Genomic DNA, 26,223 nt, shown 5'->3' with positions numbered 1-26,223 from the left:
GCGCTAGCCTGAGGGTCTGCGCAATCCCTGTGGGAGCGGCCTTGTGTCGCGAAAGGGCTGCAAAGCAGCCCCAATCAGCCACATCCATCCGACCGACCCGTACCCTTTTTCCATTCCAGACAAGCTGTTACTGTACCCCGAACCAAGCCCAACGCCTTCTGGATCGGATGCCGACTTGATACGTCCCCTCCTGCTGTCTCTCAGCCTGGCCTTGAGCTTCCCCGCCGTCGCGATGGTGAGCGAAAGCCACGGATACGCGCAGTTCGGCACGCTCAAGTACCCGGCCAGCTTCACCCACTTCGACTGGGTCAACCCGCAAGCCCCGAAAGGCGGCACCTTGCGGGCCATGGCCTTCGGCACCTTCGACACGCTCAACCCCTATACCTTCAAGGGCTCGAGCCCGGTCACCACGCCCAACTTCCTGCAGTACGGCATCAACGAGCTCAACGAGCCGCTGATGGTCGGCACCGGCATGTACGACCCCTCCGGCGACGAACCCACCTCCAGCTACGGCCTGATCGCCCGCTCCGTCGAGTACAGCGAGGACCGCAGCTGGGTGGTGTTCAACCTGCGCCCCGAGGCACGCTTCCACGACGGCGTGCCGATTACCGCCGCCGACGTCGCCTTCAGCTACCGCACCCTGCTCAAGGACGGCCACCCGATCTACCGCACCAACCTGCAGGAAGTGGCCCGGGTCGACATCCTCGGCCCGCTGCGCATCCGCTTCGTGTTCAAGCGCGCCGGCAACCCGCTGCTGATCCTGCGCCTGGGCGAAATGCCGGTGCTGCCCAAGCACTACTGGGAAAAGCGCGACTTCAAGGCCACCACCTTCGACCCGCCCTTGGGCAGCGGCCCCTACCGCATCACCGAGGTGCAACCGGGCCGGCGCCTGGTGTTCGAGCGGGTGAAGGACTACTGGGGCAAGGACCTGGCCGTGAACCGCGGCAAGTACAACTTCAAGCGCGTCGAATACGAGTTCTACCGTGACGCCACCGTGGCTTTCGAAGCGTTCAAGGCCGGCGAATTCGACATCTATATCGAACACCAGGCGAAGAACTGGGCCAACGGCTACACCTTCCCCGCCGTGCGCCGGGGCGAGGTGATCAAGGCGCAGATCCCGCACCAGATCCCCACGCAGACCCAAGGCCTGTTCATGAACAGCCGCCGCGCCGCCTTCAGCGACCCACGGGTACGCCAGGCGCTGGGCCTGATGCTCGACTTCGAATGGACCAACCGCGCCCTGTTCAACGGCGCCTACCGGCGCGCCACCAGCTACTACCCCAACAGCGAGTTCACCGCCAGCGGCCTGCCCACCGGCAAGGAGTGGCTGCTGCTCAAGCCGTTCCGCGACCAACTGCCCGAAAAACTGTTCACCCAGCCCTACCAGGTCAGCCACACCGACGGCAGCGGCATCAGCCGCGCGGCCCTGCGCCAGGCCCTCGACCTGTTCGCCCAGGCCGGCTGGAAGCTCAACGGCCAGCGCCTGGTGGACGGCAAGGGCCAGCCGTTCCGGATGGAACTGCTGCTGGTAAACCCGAACCTCGAACGCATCCTGCAACCTTATGTCGAAAATCTGGCCAGCATCGGCATCGATGCACGCTTGCGCACCGTCGACCGCGCCCAGTACAAACAACGGCTCGACCAGTTCGATTTCGACATGATCCTGATGACCCTGAACCAGACCCTGAGCCCGGGCCTCGAACAGTGGCTGTATTTCCACTCGAGCCAAGCCGCCGTCAAGGGCAGCAAGAACTATGCTGGCGTGAAGGACCCGGTGGTCGACCACCTGCTCGACACCCTGCTCGCCGCCCGCAGCCGCGATGACCAGATCGCCGCCGCGCGCGCCCTGGACCGCGTGCTCTCATGGCAGTACTACATGATCCCCAACTGGTACCTCGACAATCACCGCCTGGCCTACCGCAACCGGTTCGCCTTCGTCACCACGCCGCCCTACACCCTTGGGCTGAACAGCTGGTGGATCAAGAAGACTTCGGAGAAAGCCAAATGACGCCCACCTTGCGCCGCCTGGCCGGCAGCCTGCTGCTGGCCTGCCTCACGCTCCCGGCCGTCGCCGCCCCGCAACACGCCCTGACCCTGTACGGCGAAGCGCCGAAATACCCGGCCAACTTCAAGCACTTCGAATACGTCAATCCTGACGCGCCCAAGGGCGGCACCTTCCGCCAGTCCAGCTTCGGCGGCTTCGACAGCCTCAACCCGTTCATCAACAAGGGCGTGCCCGCCGACAACGTCGGCAGCATCTACGACACCCTGATGCGCCAGAGCCTGGACGAGCCCTTCACCGAGTACGGCCTGGTGGCCGGCAAGATCGAAAAGGCCCCCGACAACAGCTGGGTGCGCTTCTACCTGCGCCCCGAGGCGCGCTTCCACGACGGCCACCCGATGCGCGCCGAGGACGTGGTGTTCACCTTCAACGCCCTGATCAAGGACGGCGCGCCGCTGTACCGCCAGTACTACGCCGACGTCGCCGAAGTGGTCGCCGAAGACCCGCTCAAGGTGCTGTTCAAGTTCAAGCACAGCAACAACCGCGAGCTGCCGCTGATCCTCGGCCAGCTGCCGGTGCTGCCCAAACACTGGTATGCAAACCGCGACTTCAACCGCGGCAACCTGGAAATTCCGCTGGGCAGTGGCCCGTACAAGGTCGCCGAGGTGAAGGCCGGCCGCTCGATCCGCTACGAGCGGGTCAAGGACTACTGGGCCAAGGACCTGCCGATCAACCGCGGCTTCTACAACTTCGATGTGATGACCTTCGACTCCTACCGCGACAACACTGTCGCCCTCGAGGCGCTGAAGGCCGGCCAGTTCGACTACGGCCTGGAAGTCAGCGCGAAGAACTGGGCCACCGCCTACGACGTGCCCGCCGTGCGCGACGGCCGCCTGATCAAGGAAGAGATCCCCAACGGCAACCCGGTGGGCATGCAGGGCTTCATCTTCAACCTGCGCAAGCCGATGTTCCAGGACATCCGCGTGCGCCAGGCCATCAGCCTGCTGCTGGACTTCGAATGGACCAACAAGCAGCTGTTCAACGGCGCCTACACCCGCACCGGCAGCTACTTCGAGAACTCCGAGATGGCCGCCAGCGGCCTGCCCTCGCCCGCCGAGCTGAAGATTCTCGAACCGCTGCGCGGCAAGGTGCCCGACGAGGTGTTCAACGGCGCCTTCCGCAACCCCGTCACCGACGGCAGCGGCATGATCCGCGACCAGCAGCGCCAGGCCTACAAGCTGCTGCAGGACGCCGGCTGGAAGATCGTCGACGACAAGATGGTCGACAAGGACGGCAAGCCGCTGAGCATCGAGTTCCTGCTGGCCCAGACCCAGTTCGAGCGCGTGCTGCTGCCGTTCAAGCGCAACCTCGCGGACCTGGGCATCAACCTCGAGATCCGCCGGGTGGACGTGTCGCAGTACATCACCCGCCTGCGTTCGCGGGACTACGACATGATCGTCGGCGGCTTCGCGCAATCGAACTCGCCCGGCAACGAGCAGCGCGAGTACTGGAACAGCGCCGCCGCCGACAACCCCGGCAGCCGCAACTTCATCGGCCTGCGCGATCCTGCCATCGACCAGCTGGTGGAACAGCTGATCAACGCCGATTCGCGCCAGAGCCTGGTCGACCACTGCCGCGCCCTGGACCGCGTGCTGCTGTGGGGCTACTACGTGATCCCCAACTGGCACATCAAGACCTGGCGCGTGGCCTACTGGAACCACATCGGTCACCCCGCCGTGTCGCCCAAGTACGACATCGGCATCGACACCTGGTGGATCAAGCCCGACGTCACGCCTGCCGTGAGCGAAGCCCCCGCCGTGGAAGAGGCCCACTGACATGCTGGCCTATATCCTGCGGCGCCTGCTGCTGATCATCCCGACCCTGTTCGGCATCCTGATCATCAACTTCATCATCGTCCAGGCCGCCCCCGGCGGCCCGGTGGAGCAGATGATCGCCAAGCTCGAAGGGTTCGACGGCGCCACCAGCCGCATCGCCGGCGGCGGCGCCGAAGTGTCGGTGGCCGGCTCCAACTACCGCGGCGCGCAAGGCCTGGACCCGGCGCTGATCGCCGAGATCGAGCGCATGTACGGCTTCGACAAGTCCGCGCCCGAGCGGCTGTGGATCATGGTCAAGAACTACGCCCAACTGGACTTTGGCAACAGCTTCTTCCGCGACGCCAAGGTCATCGACCTGATCGCCGAGAAGATGCCCGTGTCCATCTCGCTGGGGCTATGGAGCACGCTGATCATGTACCTGGTGTCGATCCCCCTGGGGATCGCCAAGGCCGTGCGCCACGGCAGCCATTTCGACGTCTGGACCAGCTCGGCGATCATCGTCGGCTACGCCATCCCCGCGTTCCTGTTCGCCATCCTGCTGATCGTGCTGTTCGCCGGCGGCAGCTACTTCGACTGGTTCCCGCTGCGCGGGCTGACCTCCAACAACTTCGATGAGCTGAGCACCACCGGCAAGGTGCTCGACTACTTCTGGCACCTAGTGCTGCCCATCACCGCGCTGGTGATCGGCAACTTCGCCACCATGACCCTGCTGACCAAGAACAGCTTCCTCGACGAGATCAACAAGCAGTACGTGGTCACCGCCAAGGCCAAGGGCCTGAGCCGCTCGCGGGTGCTGTACGGCCACGTGTTCCGCAACGCCATGCTGCTGGTGATCGCCGGCTTCCCCTCGGCGTTCATCGGCATCTTCTTCACAGGGTCCCTGCTGATCGAGGTGATCTTCAGCCTCGACGGCCTGGGCCTGATGAGTTTCGAGGCGGCGATCAACCGCGACTACCCGGTGGTGTTCGGCACCTTGTTCATCTTCACCCTGCTTGGTTTGGTGGTGAAGCTGATCGGCGACCTCACCTACACCCTGGTCGATCCACGCATCGACTTCGCCAGCCGGGAGCACTGACATGGCCCTCTCTCCCCTCAATCGCCGGCGCTTCGAGCGCTTCAAGGCCAACCGCCGCGGCTGGTGGTCGCTGTGGATCTTCCTGGTGCTGTTCGTGCTCAGCCTGGGCGCCGAGTTCATCGCCAACGACAAGCCGATTGCCGTGCGCTACGACGGCGAATGGTACTTCCCCGCCTTCAAGCGCTACCCGGAGACCACTTTCGGCGGCGAGTTCCCGCTGGAGGCCAACTACAAGAGCCCGTACATCCGCGAGCTGCTGGAGAAAAAGGACGCCTTCGTGCTGTGGGCGCCGATCCCCTACAGCTACCAAAGCATCAACTACGACCTGAAGGTGCCGGCCCCCGCGCCGCCCTCCACCGACAACCTGCTGGGCACCGACGACCAGGGCCGCGACGTGCTGGCCCGGGTGATCTACGGCTTCCGCATCTCGGTGCTGTTCGCTCTCACGCTGACCATCGCCAGCTCCATCGTCGGCGTGATCGCCGGCGCCTTGCAGGGCTTCTACGGCGGCTGGGTGGACCTGGCCGGCCAGCGCTTCCTGGAAATCTGGTCCGGCCTGCCGGTGCTGTACCTGCTGATCATCCTTGCCAGCTTCGTGCAGCCCAACTTCTGGTGGTTGCTGGGCATCATGCTGCTGTTCTCGTGGATGAGCCTGGTGGACGTGGTGCGCGCCGAGTTCCTGCGTGGGCGCAACCTCGAATACGTGCGCGCCGCCCGCGCCTTGGGCATGCGCAATGGCCCGATCATGTTCCGCCACATCCTGCCCAACGCCATGATCTCGACCATGACCTTCATGCCGTTCATCCTCACCGGCGCCATCGGCACCCTCACCGCCCTGGACTTCCTCGGCTTCGGCCTGCCCGCCGGTTCGCCGTCGCTGGGCGAGCTGGTCGCCCAGGGCAAGTCCAACCTGCAAGCCCCGTGGCTGGGCATCAGCGCCTTCGCCGTGCTGGCGGTGATGCTGAGCCTGCTGGTATTCATCGGCGAATCCGCCCGCGACGCCTTCGACCCGAGGAAATGACATGAGCCAAGACACCCTGATCGAAGTCCGCGACCTGGCGGTGGAGTTCGTCACTGGCGAGCAGGTCAACCGCGTGGTCGACGGCATCAGCTTCGACATCCGCAAGGGCGAGACCCTGGCCCTGGTCGGCGAAAGCGGCTCGGGCAAGTCGGTGACCGCGCATTCGATCCTGCGCCTGCTGCCCTACCCGCTGGCCCGGCATCCGAGCGGCACCATCCAGTACGGCGGCAAGGACCTGCTGCACCTGGGCGAGAAGCCCATGCAGCGCATTCGCGGCAACCGCATTGCGATGATCTTCCAGGAGCCGATGACCTCGCTGAACCCGCTGCACAGCATCGAGAAGCAGATCAACGAGATCCTGTTGCTGCACAAGGGCCTGACCGGCAAGGCCGCTACGGCGCGCACGCTGGAGCTGCTGGAGCTGGTCGGCATTCCCGAGCCCAAGAAGCGCCTGAAAGCCCTGCCCCACGAGCTGTCCGGTGGCCAGCGCCAGCGCGTGATGATCGCCATGGCCCTGGCCAACGAGCCCGAACTGCTGATCGCCGACGAGCCCACCACGGCGCTCGACGTGACCGTGCAGTTGAAGATCCTCGACCTGCTCAAGGAGCTGCAGGCGCGCCTCGGCATGGCCCTGCTGCTGATCAGCCACGACCTCAACCTGGTGCGCCGCATCGCTCACCGCGTGTGCGTGATGCAGTGCGGCAAGATCGTCGAGCAAGCCGACTGCGCCACGCTGTTCAGCAAGCCGCAGCATCCGTATACGCAGATGCTGATCAATGCCGAGCCCAGCGGCGCGCCCGCCGCGAATGCCGAAGGGGCGCCGTTGCTGGAGGTGAAGGACCTGAAGGTGTGGTTCCCGATCAAGAAGGGGCTGCTGCGCCGGACCGTGGACCATGTGAAGGCGGTGGATGGGGTGAACTTCAGCCTGCCCCAGGGGCAAACGCTCGGCATCGTTGGCGAGAGTGGGTCGGGCAAGTCCACCTTGGGACTAGCCATCCTGCGGTTGATTTCCAGCCAGGGCGGGATTCGCTTTCATGGGCAGAATCTTGAAGGGCTGAACCAGAAAGCCGTGCGGCCGCTGCGGCGGGAAATGCAGGTGGTGTTTCAGGATCCCTTTGGCAGCCTGAGCCCGCGCATGTGCGTGGCGGATATCGTTGGCGAAGGGTTACGGATTCACAAGATCGGCACGCCGGCTGAGCAGGAAGCGGCGATTGTTGCGGCGTTGGAGGAAGTGGGGCTGGACCCTCGGACGCGGCATCGGTATCCCCATGAGTTTTCTGGGGGGCAGCGGCAGCGGATTGCGATTGCTCGGGCGTTGGTGTTGAAGCCGGCGCTGATTTTGCTGGATGAGCCGACCTCGGCGCTGGATCGGACGGTGCAGCGGCAGGTGGTGGAGCTTTTGCGGAATTTGCAGGTTAAGTACAACCTGACTTATCTGTTTATCAGTCATGACCTGGCGGTGGTGAAGGCGTTGAGTCACCAGTTGATGGTGATCAAGCATGGGCAGGTGGTGGAACAGGGGGATGCGGGGGCTATATTTCATGAGCCGAAGCATGGGTATACGAGGCAGTTGTTGGAAGCGGCGTTTTTAGCGTTATAACACCTTAAATATAAATCAAAAATGGACTTCCATCTGCCGCAAACTTACCCCTACGGCAAGCGCTAGTATTTTTCCATAAGATTTTATAGCTATACATCATTCAATGGCCACTCACTACTTGAACAACTAGCCAGCGAAATTGACTTCAACACGAACAGCGCTAGGCCGTAATTCTCTCACATTGGTTTGCAGCCACCCATCATATAGGCTTTGTACGAAAAGAGATGTCGCAAACACCACATGGAGCAACCCAGCGAGACCATGGCTGCATGGCTTTTTGCGAGTTTGTCGAAGCGAGGCATGATATGACGGCTCTCTTTCACCCAGCCAAACATGTGCTCAATGATGTTGCGCTGTCGGTACTTGGGCCGATCAAACTATCTGGGTAGGCCAGGCTTGGGCTTGCGCTGCATTGATCGCAGTGGGACGACGGGTTGCATTCGGTATTGGTCGCAGCAGCGGCGTAGCGCTTTGGTGTCGTAGCCCTTGTTGGCAAGCAACCATTTGCAGCGTTTCCGCGGGCGACCTCGTTGGCTCGACGGAATGCTGACTTTGTCCAACAATGGCTGGGCGTAGCTGATGTCACTGGATTGACCGTCAGAGAGGAGGAAGCGCAACGGTATCCCGTTGGCGTCGCAGAGCATATGGATTTTGGTTATCAGACCGCCGCGACTGCGGCCTATAGCGTGATCGGCAGACTCGTCAGGCCCTCTTTTTCCCGGCACCAGAAGAAACTCGGGTTGCCCGTACGGTGGTTGAGTCGATCATCCACGTTTGCAGGTCGATCAAGCCTTGCTCATTCAATCTCAGGTGCAAGCGTTGAGCATCTGATCGAACGTTCCTTGATTTCGCCAACCCCGAAACCGTTGATACACCGTTGACCATGGGCCGAAGCGCTCTGGCATATCTCGCACGCAGCACAGTACCCAGAGTACGCCCTCGAGCATCGGGCGGTCACTCAGACGCGGCTGCCTTCGGCCATGAGTTTCGATGAAGAGATCGCAGACCACATCCCAGGCCTCGTCCGAGAGTTCGTAACGCTTTGCCATCACAGAATTTCTTTCCGCCGATGGCGGGGGACTCTACAAAATCTCTACGCTCTAGGGGCGGCAATTGGGCTTCTCGGGATTTCGTACAGGGCCTAGAACAGGGGGATGAATCTGCCATTGCATCTGGACATGGTGATGTCATATTAGTAGCATCAGAAAACAGCCGCCGATATCAATCCCGCAACACAGCTGAACATCCAAGACAATCCCAAGTATCAAAACAGCGCCCAATACACAAACCGCACCAATGAAAAAGGATTTCATATGTCACAAGGCAACTTAACATTAAAAAAGACCGCCAAAAGCAGTGCGTTATCCGGCTACACCCTCGAAAAAAAATACTTATGCACATTCAATAAAAGCACTGGTTCGCCGTCTCAGCGCAATGCTGTCGATGAGCATGGAAGTAACGTATTAATTAAAACCTGGCCTAGAAATCCAAACATAGACGACAAAGACATATACGAGGTTTGGAAAAACGAGACTCGCCAACTTTATCGACTTGCAGGATTCCCAGGAATCTCGAACTATATAGCAGAACTCAAAACTGCCCTAATAGACGAAACTGGTTATCACCTTGTAATCAAGACAGAACAGCGCCAGCCTCTGGAAATATTAATCCGCAATGATGACTACACCCCTACCAAGAACCCAAGATCAACTAGAAACAGACGACTCAGCTGGGCAAATTTACATCGGATTTCCAAAGGACTAGAAATCCTTCACTTACAAGGACTGCTTCATCGAAACCTCAATAACTGGTCCATACTTACATCCAACACAGACGAACCTGATTTTCAGCTGACAGGATTCGAATGGTCCATGAGGCTAGTAGAGCCAGAAAAACACTCTAACAAAACGCCACCACACAGTTACGATAATACTCACTCATTCATCAAAGATTGGCAGCAGCTTGGTGAAATCGCAGCCACACTATTGGGAGTTCCGTACACCAAGTTAATAAATCTAGGAATTTCAAATCACGAAGTTTCAGATGGAATCAGCGCCGACGAAATAAAGCTAATCAGAGAGCTTCAAGGATATGTAAAAACAGATAGGATAGATGGAAAATACGTAATTACAAAAATAGACAAAATCCTACTTGAACTCGATAGCGAACTCCAAAACAAAGAACATCTTTATAGTTTTTTCTTATCTCTTGGCCCCGAGAGCAAAGCCGCTACGACAATACGCCAGGCATCAAAAAATCAAATTGAAATCGATGATGAAGAAGAGCAACTTGATTTTATTAAGAAGGACCTGCGAACCCCTATATTTCAAGCTATGAAGTCCAATTTCTCATCAACAGGCCTGAAATATTGCTTAAGAGGAGAACTCCTCACCTATACTATCGATGCATTTCAAAAAAGAGGTGCACCTGCCTCTTGGGACTTAGCCTATTGCAGCTCGATAGAACCATCCAACAAAGTACCTAACCCTATAATTTATCAAATACCTCTGAGTGGTAGCTCCTTAAATACACTTCCTTTAACAGAAGCAAAGCGAGCAGCTCGCCTAAAGGGAAGGACTACTTCTTGGACTTCTCTTACAAACAAAGCTTCCTTACCTGAAGACCCTTACAGCGAAGAGCTAAAAACGCGAAAATCTTTAATATTAAGCCAAATATTAGACTACCTTTTTGCCGCGAGCGAAGCATATCCGGTATCTATTATCCGCGAACCCAAGCAAGCTTACACGCCTCAACTTGACGGAACCATTAGCATCAAAATAACAGCTAGAACCGATACAGAAAGAGAGGAGCTATGTCGATCATTAAAGATACGTGACAACCTTGCGAGACGCCTCGAAAAATCCTTAATAGAAGATCGCATTGAAGGCGGATCTGGTAATTGGATTCTAACTGACTCACCTAATATTGGTGAGCGCTCCGACATGGATACCGAATGGCAATTTCACTCTCATGCAAATGATAAGGACGGAAGAAAAATATATACCTTTACGGGAGATAACCCTCCCAACACATCAAATACTGTTTATCTCATATCAGCAGACTCTGCCGGCAGAGACTTACAACTCAGACGACGTCTGAAAAGCTTTACAGCTTTAGGGGAGCACAATGAACTTGCAAGAATGATCTGTGATCCCCGAGGACGGATTATGAGCAGCCATGAGCAAATAGTAGAAGACGCTGCATATTTAAGCCTAGACACGTCTAAACAAGATGCATTTAAGTCCATTATCGAAACACTGCCACTCTTTCTCGTACAAGGACCACCAGGAGTTGGAAAAACCAGACTAGTCCGAGAACTTGTCAGCCAAATAATTAGCAACGACAGCTCCTCAAGAATACTTTTATCCGCACAGAGCAATCACGCTGTCGACCACCTAATGCAGGAGATCAAAGATATAGTTTCAGACAGTAATGATGCAATTATAATCCGGTGTGTGCAGAAATCTGCCAAAGACGCAGAGAAACGCTTCGACATAGGCTATGAAACTAGATCAATAGTAAATCGAATAGCCGACAGCGACTTGATTTCCACAGCTCCAAAAGAGCTAGCTGAAAAACTAACCCAACTGACAGCTGCTTACAACAACGATACAAACACGCCAATAAGCACGACACTAGAAATATCCAAAAACTCCATCGAGAACTTAGTACTTCGCTCTGCAAACCTGGTATTTGCCACGACAAATTCCGCTGCACTTGAAGGTCTAATTGAAGAAAAAAATCAGTTTGACTGGTCAATTATTGAAGAAGCAGGTAAAGCGACAGGCGGAGAATTAACATCGCCACTTTTACTATCTCCAAGAAGGCTTATGATTGGAGATCACAAACAGCTTCCTCCTTTTGGTGCTGATCGCATTCTAAAAATCTTGAGCAATCCGGCAGACACAAAAAATGCACTTGAATCAGGAAACCTGATGATAGGCAGACATTTTAGGGACCCTATTGTTGACGAAATCTTTAGTGATGCAAAATTAGATAATGGTTCTGAAGAAGCCGCGTCGGATTTTTCAGACTTGTGCGATGAAGCTGCCAAAAATTTCTTACTATTCGAATCAACAATCGAAAATGAGTTCGATCGACAAAAGCGCAGGAACAAGGGCTTCCCTATCGCGAAATCTCTGCACCATCAGCATAGAATGCACCCTGAAATCGCAGAATTAGTATCTCACGCTTTTTATAAAGAAGATTTGAAAACTGACCCATCATCGGCATTACGTTTTGAGCAAAATCCATCTCCTATAAGGCACTCCAACGGCAACATTCCGGATCTACCCATTGTTTGGATTGACATGCCCTGGGTATCTAGCACTTTGGACAAAAAATATGGTGACAAGATACCACACTACACCAACCCTGACGAAATTGATGTCATTGAAATAATCATAAAACAGCTAACAGCAGCTTCAGACAATAGCGCCAAGCCTACAATAGCTATCCTTTCCCCTTACAGCCGACAAACTCGAGAAATTGCAAATCGTATTGAGGCAAAAAAAAATAACGACTTGGCAAACATCCATAACTTCTCTAGTGCTGCTGGAGATGGTTCATACTGCAGCACTGTGGATTCATTCCAAGGCAACGAAGCAGACTGCGTAATCATCTCGCTAGTCAGAAACAATAGCCATTCCACCATATATAATGCCTTGGGCTTCTTAGCAGACTCTCGAAGGATGAACGTATTAATGAGCCGTGCCAAGTGGCGCTTGGTATTAGTAGGCAGCTTAGACTTCCTTAAGTCAATCCATGCACGCCCCAAAGGTGAGCCCGACAGGCGTCAAATTGACTTCCTGTCAAAACTCATAAGAAAAATTGAAAGCAATCGCGACGTTCACAAAAACATAGTTCCAGCGAAGGTCTTAGAGGAGGACAAATTTTGAACATACTGAACTTCGCAATTCCTGTCATCAAAAGCAAAGCAAAATTTATTGTAGACAAAGGGCATCCCTGGAGCACAATAGAACACTTGGTACTTTACGCCCTATCGAAACAAAGCTGGTCTATTTCAGCGCTTGCATCGCATGCTAATCTCCCTAGGAGGGTGGTTATGGAGTCTATAATACGACTTATGCGAGCTGGCTGGGTAGAACTCGAGCAAGCAACCAGTGGCACATTATTTAAGACCACAATATTCGGAAAAATCGCTTTAGACCGGATAGAGCTACCTACAATCCTAGAAAGAAAAAACAGACCAACCAACTTTATAGTAGACCTCGTTTGCGGGCACGTTTATAGGAATAGAGAATGGGCTGTATTCACTGAGCAGACAATCAGAGACCGTGCAAAAAATGAGAATTTTGTAATATTAACTCCCGACTCAGAAGAAACATCAATTGATGTAACAGGGATGTTAAGCATCCTTCTAGACCCTGATGAAACTTTTGTTAGCGCAGAACCAAAGGGCGTAATACGTAGATATGTAGTCGCAACGCTTAAAGACGGTGTAATCCATGGACTGCCTCCTAAACGAGACCTGTCTGACCTCAAGGAAAAAATCATCGAAATTAGTCAGAGCCGCCTAACTAATATCAGCGAAGAAAACACGGAAGTTAAAGTTTCCGGCACTCGCTTCGAACCGCTTGCGGGGAAGGAAAACTACAGGGATATAAAATTCAATTTAGAAGATATCATTCTTGGAGGGACTAATCACTTGAAAGCCCTTCTGGATGCAATTGACAACGCCAGAACAAAAATCATAATCCACTCAACTTTTATTGAAGAGAGCAAATTCTCCAAACTTACGCCCAACCTCATAGAAGCAGCAAAGAGAGGGGTGATGGTCCACATTTTCTGGGGACAGAACGAAATAAACGAAGAGTCTTCCTCCTCCCGCAGAGCCATAACTGCGATCTTCAACAGCGAAGAGATAGCTGAGTTCACCTCAAGCATTATCATCCACCCACATTCAACTGGCTCTCACTCTAAATTTATAATTTCAGACTCCGCATGCAATGGAGAATTTATTGCAATTATTGGATCCTGCAATTGGTTCACGTCAAATTTTTCAACCTATGAAGCGTCAGTGCTATTAAGAGACCCTCGAATCGTAAAAGACGTTATCAGTTACGCATCACGCCTCTGTTGTATTCACGATGGCATTTGGACTGATCTTGCTACAGAAATTGCACTAATAGGCCAGAAGCTTATTTCACAAACCGCTCCTAGCAACACCAATGCCACAGCCAGTCTAATCATAGGAGAGCAACATAACTCTTACATCTATCGTGCCCGTGACGAAGCAAAAGAGCGAATTTTTGTCACAAGCCATAGACTCGGCGGCACACTCTACTCATCAGTACTGCCCGCACTAAAAAAAGCAGTCGAGGAAAAGAACATAATGGCCAACATACTATTCAACCAAGAAACAGACCCAGTAACAAAAAAAGATGTACTCTCAGTGAAAAACACTGCGTCTTTGGCTGGAATACAACTAGAAACGGTTGAAGCCCCGAAATTACACGCCAAAATCCTTGCGTGGGATAACAATGACATATTAATAACAAGTTTGAACTGGCTCTCGGCAGACCCAAAAGGCAGTGACAACTTAAAAGAGCTCGGAATACACATTAACTTACGCGGCGCTGCAGAAACAATCATTAGCGACCTTCAGGGTCGCATTATCTGCCAGCAAGCCGCCATTTAAGCAAGCCACACAAGGAAGTATATTGTGAAACCGAACCCAGCAAATCTCCCCATAGGCCCCCAGTCCAAAATTGACCATATTTCAGAAAAAGGATTACGTGCCCCAAAGGACCCGACTGATAAATTACTACTTAACATGCGCGTTACGTCAAACTGTCGTTATCGAGCTGCAATCCGTTTAGGAATGAAAAATGACGTATCTTTTGCCGCCACTACAATACTTTCTCTAGGGCTAATTCTCATCCCACTACTTCAAAGCTCAGGAATAACTCAAATATTCCCACAACTCGTAGCTAATGGGATGCAGCTTTTCTTCGCAGTTTGCGTCTTGGTTTACTCAGTAACCATTGCCAAAGCGGATTATGGTGTTCGCGCTGAAAAACTCAGCCGCTGCGCTGACACTCTAAAGTCTCTTGCCAGAGACCTAGAAATGGAAATCGTAAAAGGTTCAACAAACGACCAGTCAATAAAAACCTACGGAGAAAAATACTCAATTATAGTCTCAACATCCGAAACACACCTAGATAATGACTACTTAATCTCAAGACTTCATATGTCTCGCGACTACGAAATCAAAGGGCTAGACAGGGCTTACTACAAAGCAAAATCCAGCGCAATACTTTACTCGATGTACATAACCCCCTTTTGTATCATCGCATTAGAACTCCTATTTTTGACAGACTTCATTGGTATCACAAACGCCTACCCGGAAACATTCAAGTACATCAAGCCGACCTAATTCCGAACTGATCTGGAAAAACAATACTAGCCAGCCGCTCTCTACGCTGTTTGGGAGCGGCACAAAAAATGCCGAACCAAATAAAATGTCGCTCACCCATGAATTTTCGTAGTACTTGGCAAGCACGAGCCAATCAATGAATATTGTTTATGTTTATTGTTCCCCCCCTAAAAACAGCCACTCTCAGAAAAGCCCCAGCGGGCATCAGATTCCCCCTCTTCCTTGTAGTCCATTTCCTAAATATACTCTCAGCGCTTTTTTTACGTTGCGATCGCTCTGCCAGCGTTCTAGTCTCGGCAAGTCGCTGCATATCAGCGATCGGCTTTGACAGGCCGCGACGCGACACCTGCACTGCATGCCCTCTATGGCGGCTGTGCATGGGGCACGCTTGCGTGCGCCGGTTTTTGTGTCCGCCGGTCTGTCAACCTATGCATAGCTGCCACCTACCTGTTTGACAGCAGTCCGGTAGCGGCCCCATCAAAGGGCACAAAACCATGCTGAAGATAGTTCCCGATCCACCCCACAACCACCACACCCTCGAAGACACCATCATCCAGGCCACCGAGTACGCCCTGTGCGCGCAGACCGTGGCGCATCAGGCTGTTCTGCTGCATCCCAAGTCGCCCGTGTCGATTCTGGTCATGGCCGCGATGCATGAAATGGAGGCGCTGCGGGTGCTGCTCGAATCGGCGTTGATTCAGGTGCAGATGCCGCAGGTGGAGCCCCGGACTTTGCACTAGGGCTTTAGTCATTTGTTGGCTGGGCTGACGCAATCGCGGGGCAAGCCCGCTCCCACGCTGTAATTCAATCACGCTGTGATCCATAGCTGCGATCCACGCGCAGCACCCCACATGCGGCGAGATACATGTACCCGTGGGAGCGGACTTGTCCCGCGATTGCGCAAGCCCAGGCACCGATCATTTCAGGGAGATTGAGCAATGAGCACAGACGACACCACGTCCCACACCACGGTGGGCAAGACCAAGTTCTACCAGGGTGAAGGGCATACCGACCCGCTGTTTTGCATCGAGCCCGGCATCCCTTGCCAGCACGCACGGGAACAGGCTTCGGAGTTGATGGGCTGCGTGTGCGACCTGACCATCACCGGGATCATGGAGGAGAAGCCTCAGTTGATCTGGGCGTCGTATTACCTGAGCGCGCTGGCCAAGGCGCTGATGGATGATGCGGAGTTGGGGATGAAGCACTGACGCCACAGGCAAACGCGGGCCCTGTGGGAGCGGCCTTGTGTCGCGAAAGGGCTGCTTAGCAGCCCCGGCAATCTTCGCAACACATCAGAAACCGGGGGCCGCTTTGCGGCCCTTTCGCGACGCAAGGCCGCTCCCACAAGGGTTATGTGGTAGAGCCATCAATTCGGGATACGTCCATGGAATGTCATATCCGCCGCGCTCAGCGCGAAGACTCAGAAGCCATCAGCCGCATCGTGATCGCGGCGCTGCGCGAATCCAACTCGCAGGATTACCCGGCAGAGGTGATCGCCCAGGTCGAGCAGAGCTTTTCACCTGCGGCGGTCAGTGCATTGCTCGATAGCCGAATGGTATTCGTAGCAGTCAACCAAAACGAATTGCTGGGGACGGCAAGCCTGGATGGCGAGGTTGTCAGGACAGTGTTCGTCGCTCCAATCCATCATCGGACAGGTGTCGGCAAACGGTTGATGGAGGCCGTTCATGCTGCAGCGATCAGGGCAGGTGTCACGGCACTGCGCGTTCCTTCATCCATCACCGCCCAAGGGTTCTACGCGCGGTTGGGGTATCGGAAGCTTCGTGATGAATTCAATGGCGTGGAGCGCACCATTGTCATGGAAAAGTCCACGCTGACCATGACGGAGGCGGCCCTCGCGATTAACGTTTCTTGCGAGCATCTGGCAAAGCTGCTGGATGAGGGAGCAATCCCCCATTCCAGCGCTGAAGGTGAACGGGCTATCACGTTCTCCGAGCTGATTGCCTACAAGGACAAGCGAGACGAAGCCAGTCGTAGAGCGATGGATGAATTGGCAACCCAAGCCCAAAACCTGAAAATGGGTTATGAGTGAGTCCGTTCACATGCGCTCGGCCTAACCTTGCAGGATGTTCATTCGAGCGTCGCAGTGTTTGGCACCGGCATTGCCGGTGATCGCGGGGCAAGCCCGCTCCTACAGGTTGCGCGTAGGCTTGAATGGGTTGTCAGGGCGAAACGGCCTGCAGGCGATTGTCGATCGCCCGCTTCAAGTCATGAACATACCGCTCGAAACATTCGCTGGCCTGCTCCAGCGTCACTTCGGGACCATGCTCGCACACCGCCCAACAGGACCATAGTGAGAAGACCGATCTGGTGCGGCAGTAGCGCAGCGCGATGATCGGTTCCTCTTCTTCGTCCATCGAGGCGTAGTAAAAATCCTGAGCCCCACGGGTGGCCACGGCTTTCAACCATTGCGTCATCACGTTTGCCAATTCGAGCAGCAAGCAGTACTCCACCTGCAAGAACACCCGCCCCTGCACTTCAATGCTCAGGCGGCCCTCGGTAAAGGCCGCCGCGTTGTAGCCCGACATGTCGTCCGGCAATGTGAGCAATTCAAAGTCGACCTTCATCGGTGTTCACCTGCTCTGAACGTCTATCAGCGCTTACCCAGCATCGCCTGGCGCTCCCGCCAGATCTCCTGCACGAACGGATCGGTCACGCCATACAGGCCATGCCCCCGGCGAATGATCAGGTTCGCCGCCAGCAACTCATTGGCCACCGGCTGGATCTCCTCCACCCGCACTTCACGCCCCACGAACGTCGAATACTCGCCCGCCGCCTCGCTGGAAAACACGCCCCGCGTCTCGCCATCCACGGAGGCGATCCGGGCGAAAATGGCCTGGGCCAGCACGCCCAGTTCCTCGACCTTCATCAGTTCCAGGTCGGCCGCCGCCGAGCGTAGCGTGGCCGCAATCACCGGCAGCACCACATCCGCCCCGGAACCGAGGCTGGGCGAGTGAATCAACTGACGCAGGGCACGGATGAACTCTTCAGGCCGGCTGCCCAGTGTCTTGAACGCCTCGGTCGCCACTTCCAGCGAAGGCAGGTTATCGAGGCCGTCCGCGGCGAGCCGCTGGAGCCAGAACGCGACATAGCCCTCGTCCAGCACCGGATAGGCCACGTTGGTGGCGCCGGCAAACGCCTGGTTACGCCGGGCGGTCAGCTCGTTGACCATGGCCCGGTGCGAGCCGGTGCCGATGAACAGGAAATGCCCAGGCGTCGCGGGTCTTGGGTTGATGGCGTCACGCGCGGCCTTAAGGGCCAGCATCATCTGCTGCCCGTCCTCTGTGGTGATGGCATGCTGCACTTCGTCGACGATCAGCACGACAGTCGCCTTGGCCTGGTCCACCGCTTCGGTCAGCGCTTCGGCGAGTGTCACGCCGCCTGCTTCACCCAGGGTATCGAGGTTGAAACCGAACTTGAAACCGGCCACCTCCACCTCGGCGCCACGCACGCGCTTGAGACGCTGCATGAACGACGAGGTCGGTGTCTGCAGTTCGAGCAGGGCTTGGCGCACGGCAGCCAGCACCAGTTTCACCGGGCTTGTCTGGGTGTCGCTCCACAGGTCGACGTAGATCACCAGTGCGCCCTGTGCCTCCAGGGCCGGGATCAGATCGTTCTTGAGAAAGGTTGTCTTGCCCGTCCGGCGCAGGCCGGACAGGAACAACCCGGAACGCAGGCCGATATCCAGTGCCGAGGGCTTGAGCAGTTGCCTGGCCATATCGGCTGCCAGTTCCGGGCGCAGGAAAATGTCAGCCATGGGTTTATCCTGAATTATGAGATACCAATAATTATTGGCCTGGAATAATTCCATGTAAAGCCGCAATGGCTTGCTCAACACCTCAAGACTCAACCTCCATCAACCCCGGCGTGGGCTTGCTGAACGCCGCCATCAGCCACATCAGGTACAACCCGCCACACACCAGCCAAGCCACCCCGGCCAGTATCACCACCGTGCTCAACAGCGACAGCAGATACAGGTTCACCCCAATCGCCAGCAGCGGAAAAACCACGAACCCCATCCCGCTCAACCGCTGCTTGCGCCGCTCGCGCAGGTAGTACGCAATCACGCAGACATTCACCGCCGCAAACGCCAGGAACGCGCCGAAGTTGATCAGCGAAGCGGCCGAGCTCACATCCGCGCCTATCCCGATCAACCCCAGCCCGGCGATCAGCAGCAGGTTGAACACCGGCGTGCGCGCCGTGCCCTGCAGCTTGGCGAAACAACGCGGTGGCAGCACGCCTTCGCGGCCCATGAAGTACAGCAAGCGGCTGGCGCTGACCTGCACCGCCAGGCACGAGGCGAAGCCGGCGACGATGCCGCCGAGGTTGACGAAGTCGGCGAAGAACTGCCCGCCCACCTCGATCGACAGCGCATAGGTCGCAGTCTCTGGGTCGGCGAACTGGCCACCGGGGTGGCTCAGTTGCATCAGGTAAGCCACCGCCGTGAACAGCAGCCCGCCCACGCTGATCACCAGCAGCACCGCCCGGGGGATGTCGCGCTTGGGCTGCTCGGCCTCCTCGGCCAGGGTGGTCACGGCGTCGAACCCGAGGAACGAATAAGCGGCGATGGCGGCGGCGGCGGTGAGGCCGGTCAAGGTGCTGTGTTCGTTCCATACGGGGTGGGTGAAGCCGACCTGGGGCTGGCCGGCCACATAGCGCAGGCAGTAGCCAATGAACAGCAGCACCAGGGCCACGCTGAAGACCGTGAGCACTTTGTTCAGGCGGTCGGTCAGGGTCATGCCGCTGACGGTCACCGCCGTGGTCAGGCCGATGTTGATCAAAAGCCAGCCCCAGGTGGGCACCTGCGGGAACTGGGCGTTGAGAAACACCGACTGCAGCAGCCAGGCGACCATGGGCATGAACAGGTAGGCCAGCAGCACCGCCCAGCCGACCACGAAGCCGCAGCCAGGGCCCAGCAGGCGTTTGGCATAGTAGTAGGCCGAGCCGGACACCGGGAACAGGCGAGACAGCTTGGCGTAGCTCAGGGCCGACAGCAGCATGGCGCCGGTGGCCAGCAGGAAGGCGCTGGGGGCGATGCCGTCGCTGCGCTCGGAGATCACGCCGAAGATCACCATGGCCAGGCTCGGGCACATGTAGGCCAGGCCGAAGACGGTCAGGGAAGTCAGGGAGAGTTTTGCGGGGGTGGCGTCAGGCATGGGAGGCCTCCTGGCGCGCAGGGGCGATGCCACGGGCCGGGCCGTGAGCGAATTGAGCCATGGGTCATCCTCTTGTGATTGTTCTAGGAAATTGCCCAGCCGGTCTGGCTGCGCGGGGGCGCAGGGACGGCGTGCACAGCACGTTACTCGGGGGAAGGCACCGGCTTTGCCGGTGATCGCGGGGCTAGCCCGCGCCTACAAGGTGCAGGGCCAGTATGCGGATCCCCGTGCGGATTCCTATAACGTCGAAGGATTAACCTGGGGGTAATGGCGCGGGGGAATCACGGCGCTGGTTGCAGGCTGGCGAGGTCTTCGCCGGCCAGGAACAGCAGCGAGAACAGCTCGCTCTGGGAGTTCACATCCAGCTTGCGGTACACGTTGCGTCGATGGACCTTCACCGTCTCGACCGACAGTTTGAGCTTGATGGCCGTCTCCTTGTTCGAATGCCCCGACAGGATCAGCCGCACCACATCCAGCTCCCGCGCCGTGAGCACCGACTCCAGCTGCCGCCGTGCTTCGTCGCGCCCCTGGGCCAGGCCCAGCGCGGGCTTGGCCGGTGCGCGCTCGGGCAGTTGTTCGAAGTGCAGGCGCTGGCGCAGCAGGCCGATCAGCCAGGGGCGCACCAGCTCCAGCTGGGCGATGGCCTGGGCGTCGAAACGTGAGCGCCCGCCCAGCGACAGGCACAGCGTGCGCCCATCGCCCAGGGCCAGGTTGAACTGCACCTCGTCGGCGACCACGTTGTGGGTGAAGTACAGGCGGTAGTAGTCGGTCTGCTGGAACTGCTCCGGGGCCACGTCGGCCAGGCGCACCAGGCCGGTCAGCGGCCGCTCGCGGCTGCTGATGTAAAACGGGTCGAGCAGGTACAGGCCGTTGGCGTACTCGCTCACCAGCGGGTCGATGCCCTCGCGCTCGTAGGGGCTCTGGTCGAAGATCAGCGGCTTGTCGTGGCTGAACAGCAGCGCCACCCAGGTGTCCACCTCGACGAAGTCGCCGAGCAGCGTGGCCAGTGTGCGCCAGAAGCTCGGGCGGTCGAGGTGCTCGATGCATTGGCCAACACCCTGGTGCCACGAAAGATCCTGCAGGCTCAAGCTCATGCCCTACCCCCGGGTTAACCCGTCGAAGTGATTGTTTTGCCAGTGATTGTTTTCATACTTGCACCACCCTTCGCAAATGTCACTCGCCCGCGGAAGGGTCGGGCCCAGCGAGACGGATTGCCCATGAAGATCGAAGTGGTACAGACGACAACCCGCGACGGCGACACCGCCCACAACCTGCGCGGCATCCTCGAGGCCCTGGCCCAGTGCGCGCCGGACACCGATATCCTGCTGTTCCCCGAGTCGCACCTGACCGGTTTTCTCACAGCAGATGACGTCGGCATGCTGTCCGAAGCCATCGACGGCGATGCCGTGCAGGCAGTGGTCGCGGCGGCGCGCCAGCACAATGTCGCGGTGGTGCTGGGGCTGTACGAGAACGACGGCGGCACCTTCTACAACACCACCCTGTTCATCGCCCCCGAAGGCATCCTGCTCACCTACCGCAAGACCCACCTGTGGTTGCCGGAGCACGGCATCGTCGTGCCGGGCGACCGCTTCGCCACCGTCGAATGGCGCGGCGTGCGCCTGGGCCTGTTGATCTGCTACGACAGCGAATTCCCCGAGACAGCGCGGGCACTGAAGGCCCTGGGCGCGCAGTTGATGCTGATCACCGATGGCCTGGCCGAACCGGAGGATCACGTGCACCGGGTGTCGGTGATGGCCCGGGCGATGGAGAACCAGGTGTTCGCTGTGGTTGCCAACCGCGTGGGCGAAGGGCCGGATGGCTGCGTGTTCGTGGGGGCGAGCCTGGCGGTGGACCCGTATGGCCACACGCTGTTCGAGGCCGGGCGTGGCGAGTCGCGGCATAGCGTGACCCTGGACCTGTCGCTGATCGGCAAGGCCCGCGCCTTCCATGACTACAGCGCCAACCAGCGCATCCGGTTGCCGGGTGAGCGGATCGAGCATGCCAGTGGCGTATGGGAGCTGGTTATCGATTAAAGGAGGACACTCCCGTAACCGACAGGAGTGGTCCATTCAACGAGGCCCGAACCCGGCGCTCGTTCCCTGGCGCAACAACCGAAGCGCGATGCACAATGCCCGCGCCCATAACCAAGGAAGCCGAATGGACACCTCCCTGCTGGATGATTGGCGCGCCTTGGTCGAAGGCCACAGCGATATCGATAAATCCCAGTTCATCGCGCTGTTCAAGGAGCATGGCCAGCCCCACGAGGTGGCCACCATCCTCGAAGGCTTCAAGCACGCCCCCGAACTGGCCAGGCGCACGTTGGAAGTGCTGGCTGCCGGCACGCTTCCCTACCTGTACCTGCTCCCCACGCAACGAGGCACGCCAGAACAACTGGCAGCCGCTACCCGGCGATGGATGGATGTGCAGGCCGACTTTTTCGAGCGGACGGGCGATTCAGAGCTGATGACCCTGACCCGCAATGCGCGGGTGATCTGCAAGCCCATGGCCGACCTCAAGGCTATCGACAACTTCGATATACCGGGCACCTGGGCCAGCGAAGCATTAGGGGATGCGGTTCGCGAAGCCGCCGACTGCCATACCGCCGCCGACTACGCATTGTTCGAGGCCTGGTACGGCATCGCGGCGGACTATGGGCTGGCTTGGTACATCGCCGCCCCGCTCATTGCACTGGACATCGACTTTACCGCCTACTTCGAGCTATGGCGGCTGGGTGGAGCCTTTCTGCACCTGGGGGAAGAATGCTGGGTCGCCCAGCGCTTCGAAGCGTCGACCGAGGGTAACGTCATTGAGCCTTGATCTGTTCCTGGAAGCTGACGCATCGCTTGACGCAGCAGCACTGGCAAACGCCCTGCAAGCAGCTGGCGCGATTGAAGTCACGCGTACAAGCGACAGCCTGGAAGCCTACTTCCCGTCATGGCTGACGCTGACCGCCGACCTCGTCATCACCGACCACACCCTCTATGCAGAGGACACCAAACAGCTCGACTTCAGTGTCGCCACGCGCGCCAGCATCAGGATCAAAGGGCCTGGGCCGCAGGAGCATTCACCGATGGCGGATCTGGACAAGATTGCCAATGCCATTGCGCGGACAGGCTCACGCTTCGTGATCAGCTTTCAATTCGAGCGAACTTTGTATTGGCAGGACGCAGAAGGATTGCATCGCGACGTTTAACCGGCTACGTGCATCAACTGCATTTCAACGCTTCCCCCGTCACCACATCAAAACGGTAGACGGTGTCGTAGAAATCCACGACTTCCACATGGTCAGGCGCCAGCTGAAAGCGCCCGGTGAAGATGTCGGCACCCATGGCCTTCCAGATAACGTCGCCCTCAAGGGACAAACCTGTGATTTCCAGCTCGCCGTGCGAAATCAGTGCACGCTGCCGCGCAGCCCAATAGAGACCGAAACACGTCGCCAGATCCACCTTGCGCGACCAAAGCAGGTCATGGGGAGCGGTCAGCGACACGCAGGCAATCTGGTTGCCCACGGCCAATAGCAGCTTGTCGTCGATCACCAGCGCCGACTGTGCATGTACTCCTGTCCCGCCTCCGCCGGCACCGACCACCAGCAGGCCGAAGTCGTCCAGCATTACGCCATGAACCGATGACACGCCATCGTCGCCCAGGATGATTTCCCGCGCATAACACCGGATATTGTCTGTGGAGTCGAACGTGTAGGTCGGCTCGTCAACGACGGCAATCACACCATATCGAGAGTCGATATTCATCGGTGCGCACCACCGGGGGGCAGGGAATCGTCAACCATGAGTTTATTCGCAATTATGGGATGCCAATAATTATCAACCTGGAATAATTTCGGATAAAGCTGCCGTGGCCAGAATGAGGCTATCGGCAGCACAGGCACCCACTGACCCGCGGCTGATCGGGATCGTTTCCGAGAAATGAGACCATCACCTCCATGCCCGTTCGCGGAGGCGTGACCGCGCAAGGCCAATCGGACGCCACCGACAGCCAACAACAACTCTTGTCATCAAACCTGTCCTCAGGATCCCAGGGAAACTTCACCTGAATCCGGGCAAGCCTCTGATCACACGGGCTCTCGTCATCCTCCACGGCAATCACCACGGCGGTCTGGCTCCCCGCCACCCGTGGTTTGGCATGAACCAGGGGCGGACGATACAGCACGCCCCACGGCAGCACCGCCTGGCCATCGGCAAACACCAGCACGTGGCCCTGGGCACTGTGCTGGAAGTGAAAGCGGATGCCCTCCTCTTCACACAAGCGCTGGACGAAGTGCAGGTCCGTTTCGCCATACTGAGTGCAGTAGTCGCGCTCGGGGTAGCTCGCACTCAGCTCGAAGCGGTAAGCGGCGCCCACAATTCCATGCTCTTCCAGGATCAGGGCAACGATCCTGGGCACCGAGAACTGTTGAAAGATCCGCTGGTTGATGCGGTGACGCAGGTAGGACAAGTGCGGCACCAGGGTCAACCTGTAACGCGTCGAACACGGGGCCTGCCTCATCGGCGCGATGTGGTAGATCCGCCCATGGATGCCATTGCCGTTCATGTCGAAGCTGAAGAACGCCTCGAGGTCGAGGAAGCGTTCAAGGTCCAGGTCGGGCCATTCGCTGGCCAGTTCCACGTTGAAAAAGAAAGGCCTGTTGGCCACCGCTTCCCCGGTGTAGCCGAGCACCTGGAAATCGTGCTCCACACCTTCGATCGTCAAGTTCAAATATGTCTTCTGGGCTGGGCTGAACATCCGCTGTTCTCCTCCGGCTCAAGATGAAATCAGGTACGCAAGACCATCACCCGCCTCGGCTGAGCAGCCGGATACCGCGAGACGATGGTGTTCGCTGGTGCTTGGAGCAATGGGCCGCAGGCACCCTTGGTCAACGCGCTGTCCGGTACTCCCTTGCACCGGGCAGCTGCCGACACGTCAACTCAAGTCAGACGCCACTCTTCACCTTGGTCCAGACCCGCGTGCGGATCCGCTCCAGTTTCAACGGCAGCGGCTCGAGCGGGATCAACGTGGCAATCGTCTTCTTGTCGGGGTAGATCCACGGGTTGTCCCGCAGCGCCTGTTCGACGAACTGGGTGGCGTCCTTGTTGGCGTTGGGGTACAGGGTGTGGTTCGAGGTCTTGGCGATCACTTCCGGGCGCATCATGTAGTTGATGAACGCCATGCCTGCCTTGGGATGGGGCGCATCCTTGAGCAGCACCAGGTTTTCCGACCACACCAGCGCGCCTTCGCGCGGCAGGCTGTAGCCGATCCTGCGCCCGGTGTTGTTCTTCTCGTTGAGGACCTGCGCGGCCAGGGCACCGTTGGCCCAGCCGACCACCGCGCAGATATTGCCGTCGGCCATGTCGGTGTCGATGCGCGACGAGTCGAAATACAGCACGTAGGGGCGGATCTTCATCAGCAGGTCTTGCGCCTTCTGGTAATCCGCAGGATTGCTGCTGTTGCTGGGCAGGCCCAGGTAGTTCAGGGCAATCGAGATGATCTCGCTGGGCGAGTCGAGCATCGCCACGCCGCAGGACTTGAGCTTGCTGATGTTCTCTTCCTTGAAGATCAGGTCCCAGCTGTCCACCGGCGCCTGGTCGCCCAACGCGGCCTTGACCTTGTCGACGTCGTAGCCGATGCCGGTGGTGCCCCACAGGTAGGGCACCGCGTAGCGGTTGCCGGGGTCGTTGACCGCCAGCTGGGCGAGGATATCGGGGTCGATATGCGACAGGTTGCCCAGTTGCGCACGGTCCAGCGGTTGCAGCACGCCCGCCGAGATCAGGCTGGGCAGCACGTTGGAGGTCGCCACCACCACGTCATACCCGGTGCGCCCGGCCATGACCTTGCTCTGCATGATGTCGGCGCTGTCGAACGCGTCCATGTGCACGCGGGTGCCGGTTTCCTGCTCGAACGCCTTCGGCGTCTCCGGCGCGAGCAGCCCGAACCAGTTGTACAGGTGCATCCCGGGCTGGGCGGCCAGCACCGAGGTGCTGATCCCTGCGCAGAGCAGCGAGGCCGAAAAAAGGGTTCGCAAACGTGACCTTCTCATGCAACATCCTTATCGAATCGATGTATCTTCACGGCCATCCTAGGCCCAGTGAGCGACTATACCGGGCAGGACCGGATAGTAAATAC

At 57.6% G+C, this 26,223-nt stretch carries 20 protein-coding genes and 2 pseudogenes; 14 read left to right on the top strand and 8 right to left on the bottom strand.

All coding sequences use genetic code 11. The features are described 5' to 3' along the window. Nucleotides 1-232: 232 nt before the first annotated feature. The 5 genes from K5H97_RS09145 to K5H97_RS09125 are packed head-to-tail and all read left to right on the top strand — an operon-like array spanning nt 233 to nt 7,533. The gene (locus tag K5H97_RS09145) at nt 233-2,008 is read left to right on the top strand and encodes an extracellular solute-binding protein (RefSeq protein ID WP_028690525.1); all 1,776 of its coding nucleotides are present in this window, start codon (nt 233-235) and stop codon (nt 2,006-2,008) included. Beyond that, the gene (locus K5H97_RS09140; RefSeq protein WP_028690524.1) at nt 2,005-3,837 is read left to right on the top strand and encodes an extracellular solute-binding protein; all 1,833 of its coding nucleotides are present in this window, start codon (nt 2,005-2,007) and stop codon (nt 3,835-3,837) included. The genes K5H97_RS09145 and K5H97_RS09140 overlap by 4 nt, the downstream gene beginning before the upstream one ends. 1 nt (nt 3,838) lies before the next feature. After that, nucleotides 3,839-4,912, top strand: a complete 1,074-nt coding sequence (locus K5H97_RS09135) for a microcin C ABC transporter permease YejB (RefSeq protein ID WP_011534684.1) — start codon at nt 3,839-3,841, stop codon at nt 4,910-4,912. A gap of 1 nt (nt 4,913) precedes the next feature. Further along, nucleotides 4,914-5,933: an ABC transporter permease gene (locus K5H97_RS09130; RefSeq protein ID WP_028690523.1), complete on the top strand. Its 1,020-nt coding sequence runs from the start codon at nt 4,914-4,916 to the stop codon at nt 5,931-5,933. A gap of 1 nt (nt 5,934) precedes the next feature. After that, nucleotides 5,935-7,533, top strand: a complete 1,599-nt coding sequence (locus tag K5H97_RS09125) for an ABC transporter ATP-binding protein (protein WP_028690522.1) — start codon at nt 5,935-5,937, stop codon at nt 7,531-7,533. A 176-nt stretch (nt 7,534-7,709) separates the two neighbouring features. Here K5H97_RS09125 and K5H97_RS09120 read toward each other — a convergent pair. Beyond that, nucleotides 7,710-8,582, bottom strand: a pseudogene (locus tag K5H97_RS09120) (IS5 family transposase). Between the two features lie 264 nt (nt 8,583-8,846). Here K5H97_RS09120 and K5H97_RS09115 point away from each other — a divergent pair. The 6 genes and pseudogenes from K5H97_RS09115 to K5H97_RS09090 form a co-directional block, all read left to right on the top strand. Beyond that, the gene (locus K5H97_RS09115; protein ID WP_155952682.1) at nt 8,847-12,431 is read left to right on the top strand and encodes a DEAD/DEAH box helicase; all 3,585 of its coding nucleotides are present in this window, start codon (nt 8,847-8,849) and stop codon (nt 12,429-12,431) included. Further along, the gene (locus K5H97_RS09110) at nt 12,428-14,194 is read left to right on the top strand and encodes a phospholipase D-like domain-containing protein (RefSeq protein ID WP_155952681.1); all 1,767 of its coding nucleotides are present in this window, start codon (nt 12,428-12,430) and stop codon (nt 14,192-14,194) included. Before K5H97_RS09115 ends, K5H97_RS09110 begins: the two co-directional genes overlap by 4 nt. 24 nt (nt 14,195-14,218) lie before the next feature. After that, the gene (locus tag K5H97_RS09105) at nt 14,219-14,932 is read left to right on the top strand and encodes an SLATT domain-containing protein (RefSeq protein WP_155952680.1); all 714 of its coding nucleotides are present in this window, start codon (nt 14,219-14,221) and stop codon (nt 14,930-14,932) included. A gap of 494 nt (nt 14,933-15,426) precedes the next feature. Then, nucleotides 15,427-15,672, top strand: coding sequence for a hypothetical protein (locus K5H97_RS09100; RefSeq protein WP_028690519.1), 246 nt, complete (start codon nt 15,427-15,429; stop codon nt 15,670-15,672). Nucleotides 15,673-15,870: 198 nt separating this feature from the next. Then, nucleotides 15,871-16,140, top strand: coding sequence for a DUF3077 domain-containing protein (locus K5H97_RS09095; RefSeq protein WP_028690518.1), 270 nt, complete (start codon nt 15,871-15,873; stop codon nt 16,138-16,140). Nucleotides 16,141-16,316: 176 nt separating this feature from the next. Continuing rightward, nucleotides 16,317-16,757, top strand: a pseudogene (locus K5H97_RS09090) (GNAT family N-acetyltransferase); the annotation flags it as partial. A 355-nt stretch (nt 16,758-17,112) separates the two neighbouring features. Here K5H97_RS09090 and K5H97_RS09085 read toward each other — a convergent pair. The 4 genes from K5H97_RS09085 to K5H97_RS09070 form a co-directional block, all read right to left on the bottom strand. Then, nucleotides 17,113-17,517, bottom strand: coding sequence for a DUF7878 domain-containing protein (locus tag K5H97_RS09085; protein ID WP_028690517.1), 405 nt, complete (start codon nt 17,515-17,517; stop codon nt 17,113-17,115). Nucleotides 17,518-17,543: 26 nt separating this feature from the next. After that, nucleotides 17,544-18,707, bottom strand: coding sequence for an AAA family ATPase (locus tag K5H97_RS09080; RefSeq protein ID WP_028690516.1), 1,164 nt, complete (start codon nt 18,705-18,707; stop codon nt 17,544-17,546). Between the two features lie 82 nt (nt 18,708-18,789). Continuing rightward, the gene (locus K5H97_RS09075) at nt 18,790-20,106 is read right to left on the bottom strand and encodes an APC family permease (RefSeq protein ID WP_028690515.1); all 1,317 of its coding nucleotides are present in this window, start codon (nt 20,104-20,106) and stop codon (nt 18,790-18,792) included. Between the two features lie 281 nt (nt 20,107-20,387). Continuing rightward, nucleotides 20,388-21,200, bottom strand: coding sequence for a LuxR C-terminal-related transcriptional regulator (locus K5H97_RS09070; protein WP_028690514.1), 813 nt, complete (start codon nt 21,198-21,200; stop codon nt 20,388-20,390). A 123-nt stretch (nt 21,201-21,323) separates the two neighbouring features. Between K5H97_RS09070 and K5H97_RS09065 the strand changes: the two genes are divergently transcribed. The 3 genes from K5H97_RS09065 to K5H97_RS09055 all read left to right on the top strand — a co-directional run bounded on the left by K5H97_RS09065 (nt 21,324) and on the right by K5H97_RS09055 (nt 23,299). Then, nucleotides 21,324-22,139, top strand: a complete 816-nt coding sequence (locus K5H97_RS09065) for a carbon-nitrogen hydrolase family protein (protein WP_028690513.1) — start codon at nt 21,324-21,326, stop codon at nt 22,137-22,139. Nucleotides 22,140-22,263: 124 nt separating this feature from the next. Then, nucleotides 22,264-22,923: a hypothetical protein gene (locus tag K5H97_RS09060; RefSeq protein ID WP_051555662.1), complete on the top strand. Its 660-nt coding sequence runs from the start codon at nt 22,264-22,266 to the stop codon at nt 22,921-22,923. Next, entirely contained in the window at nt 22,913-23,299 is a 387-nt protein-coding gene (locus K5H97_RS09055; RefSeq protein ID WP_028690512.1) for a hypothetical protein, read from the top strand. Before K5H97_RS09060 ends, K5H97_RS09055 begins: the two co-directional genes overlap by 11 nt. 13 nt (nt 23,300-23,312) lie before the next feature. On the opposite strand, the gene K5H97_RS09050 is transcribed toward K5H97_RS09055, so the two are convergent. From K5H97_RS09050 to K5H97_RS09040, 3 genes are all read right to left on the bottom strand, one after another. Beyond that, a complete protein-coding gene (locus tag K5H97_RS09050) occupies nt 23,313-23,855 on the bottom strand; it encodes a hypothetical protein (protein ID WP_028690511.1) in 543 nt (180 codons plus the stop codon). Nucleotides 23,856-23,973: 118 nt separating this feature from the next. Then, on the bottom strand, nt 23,974-24,846 hold the full coding sequence (locus K5H97_RS09045; RefSeq protein ID WP_028690510.1) for a contractile injection system protein, VgrG/Pvc8 family: 873 nt from the start codon (nt 24,844-24,846) through the stop codon (nt 23,974-23,976). A gap of 187 nt (nt 24,847-25,033) precedes the next feature. Next, the gene (locus K5H97_RS09040) at nt 25,034-26,137 is read right to left on the bottom strand and encodes a polyamine ABC transporter substrate-binding protein (protein ID WP_028690509.1); all 1,104 of its coding nucleotides are present in this window, start codon (nt 26,135-26,137) and stop codon (nt 25,034-25,036) included. Nucleotides 26,138-26,223 lie beyond the last annotated feature (86 nt).

It is taken from the genome of Pseudomonas mosselii, assembly GCF_019823065.1.
Classification (GTDB): Bacteria; Pseudomonadota; Gammaproteobacteria; order Pseudomonadales; family Pseudomonadaceae; genus Aquipseudomonas; species Aquipseudomonas mosselii.
This window is presented reverse-complemented; position numbering and strand designations above follow the sequence as displayed.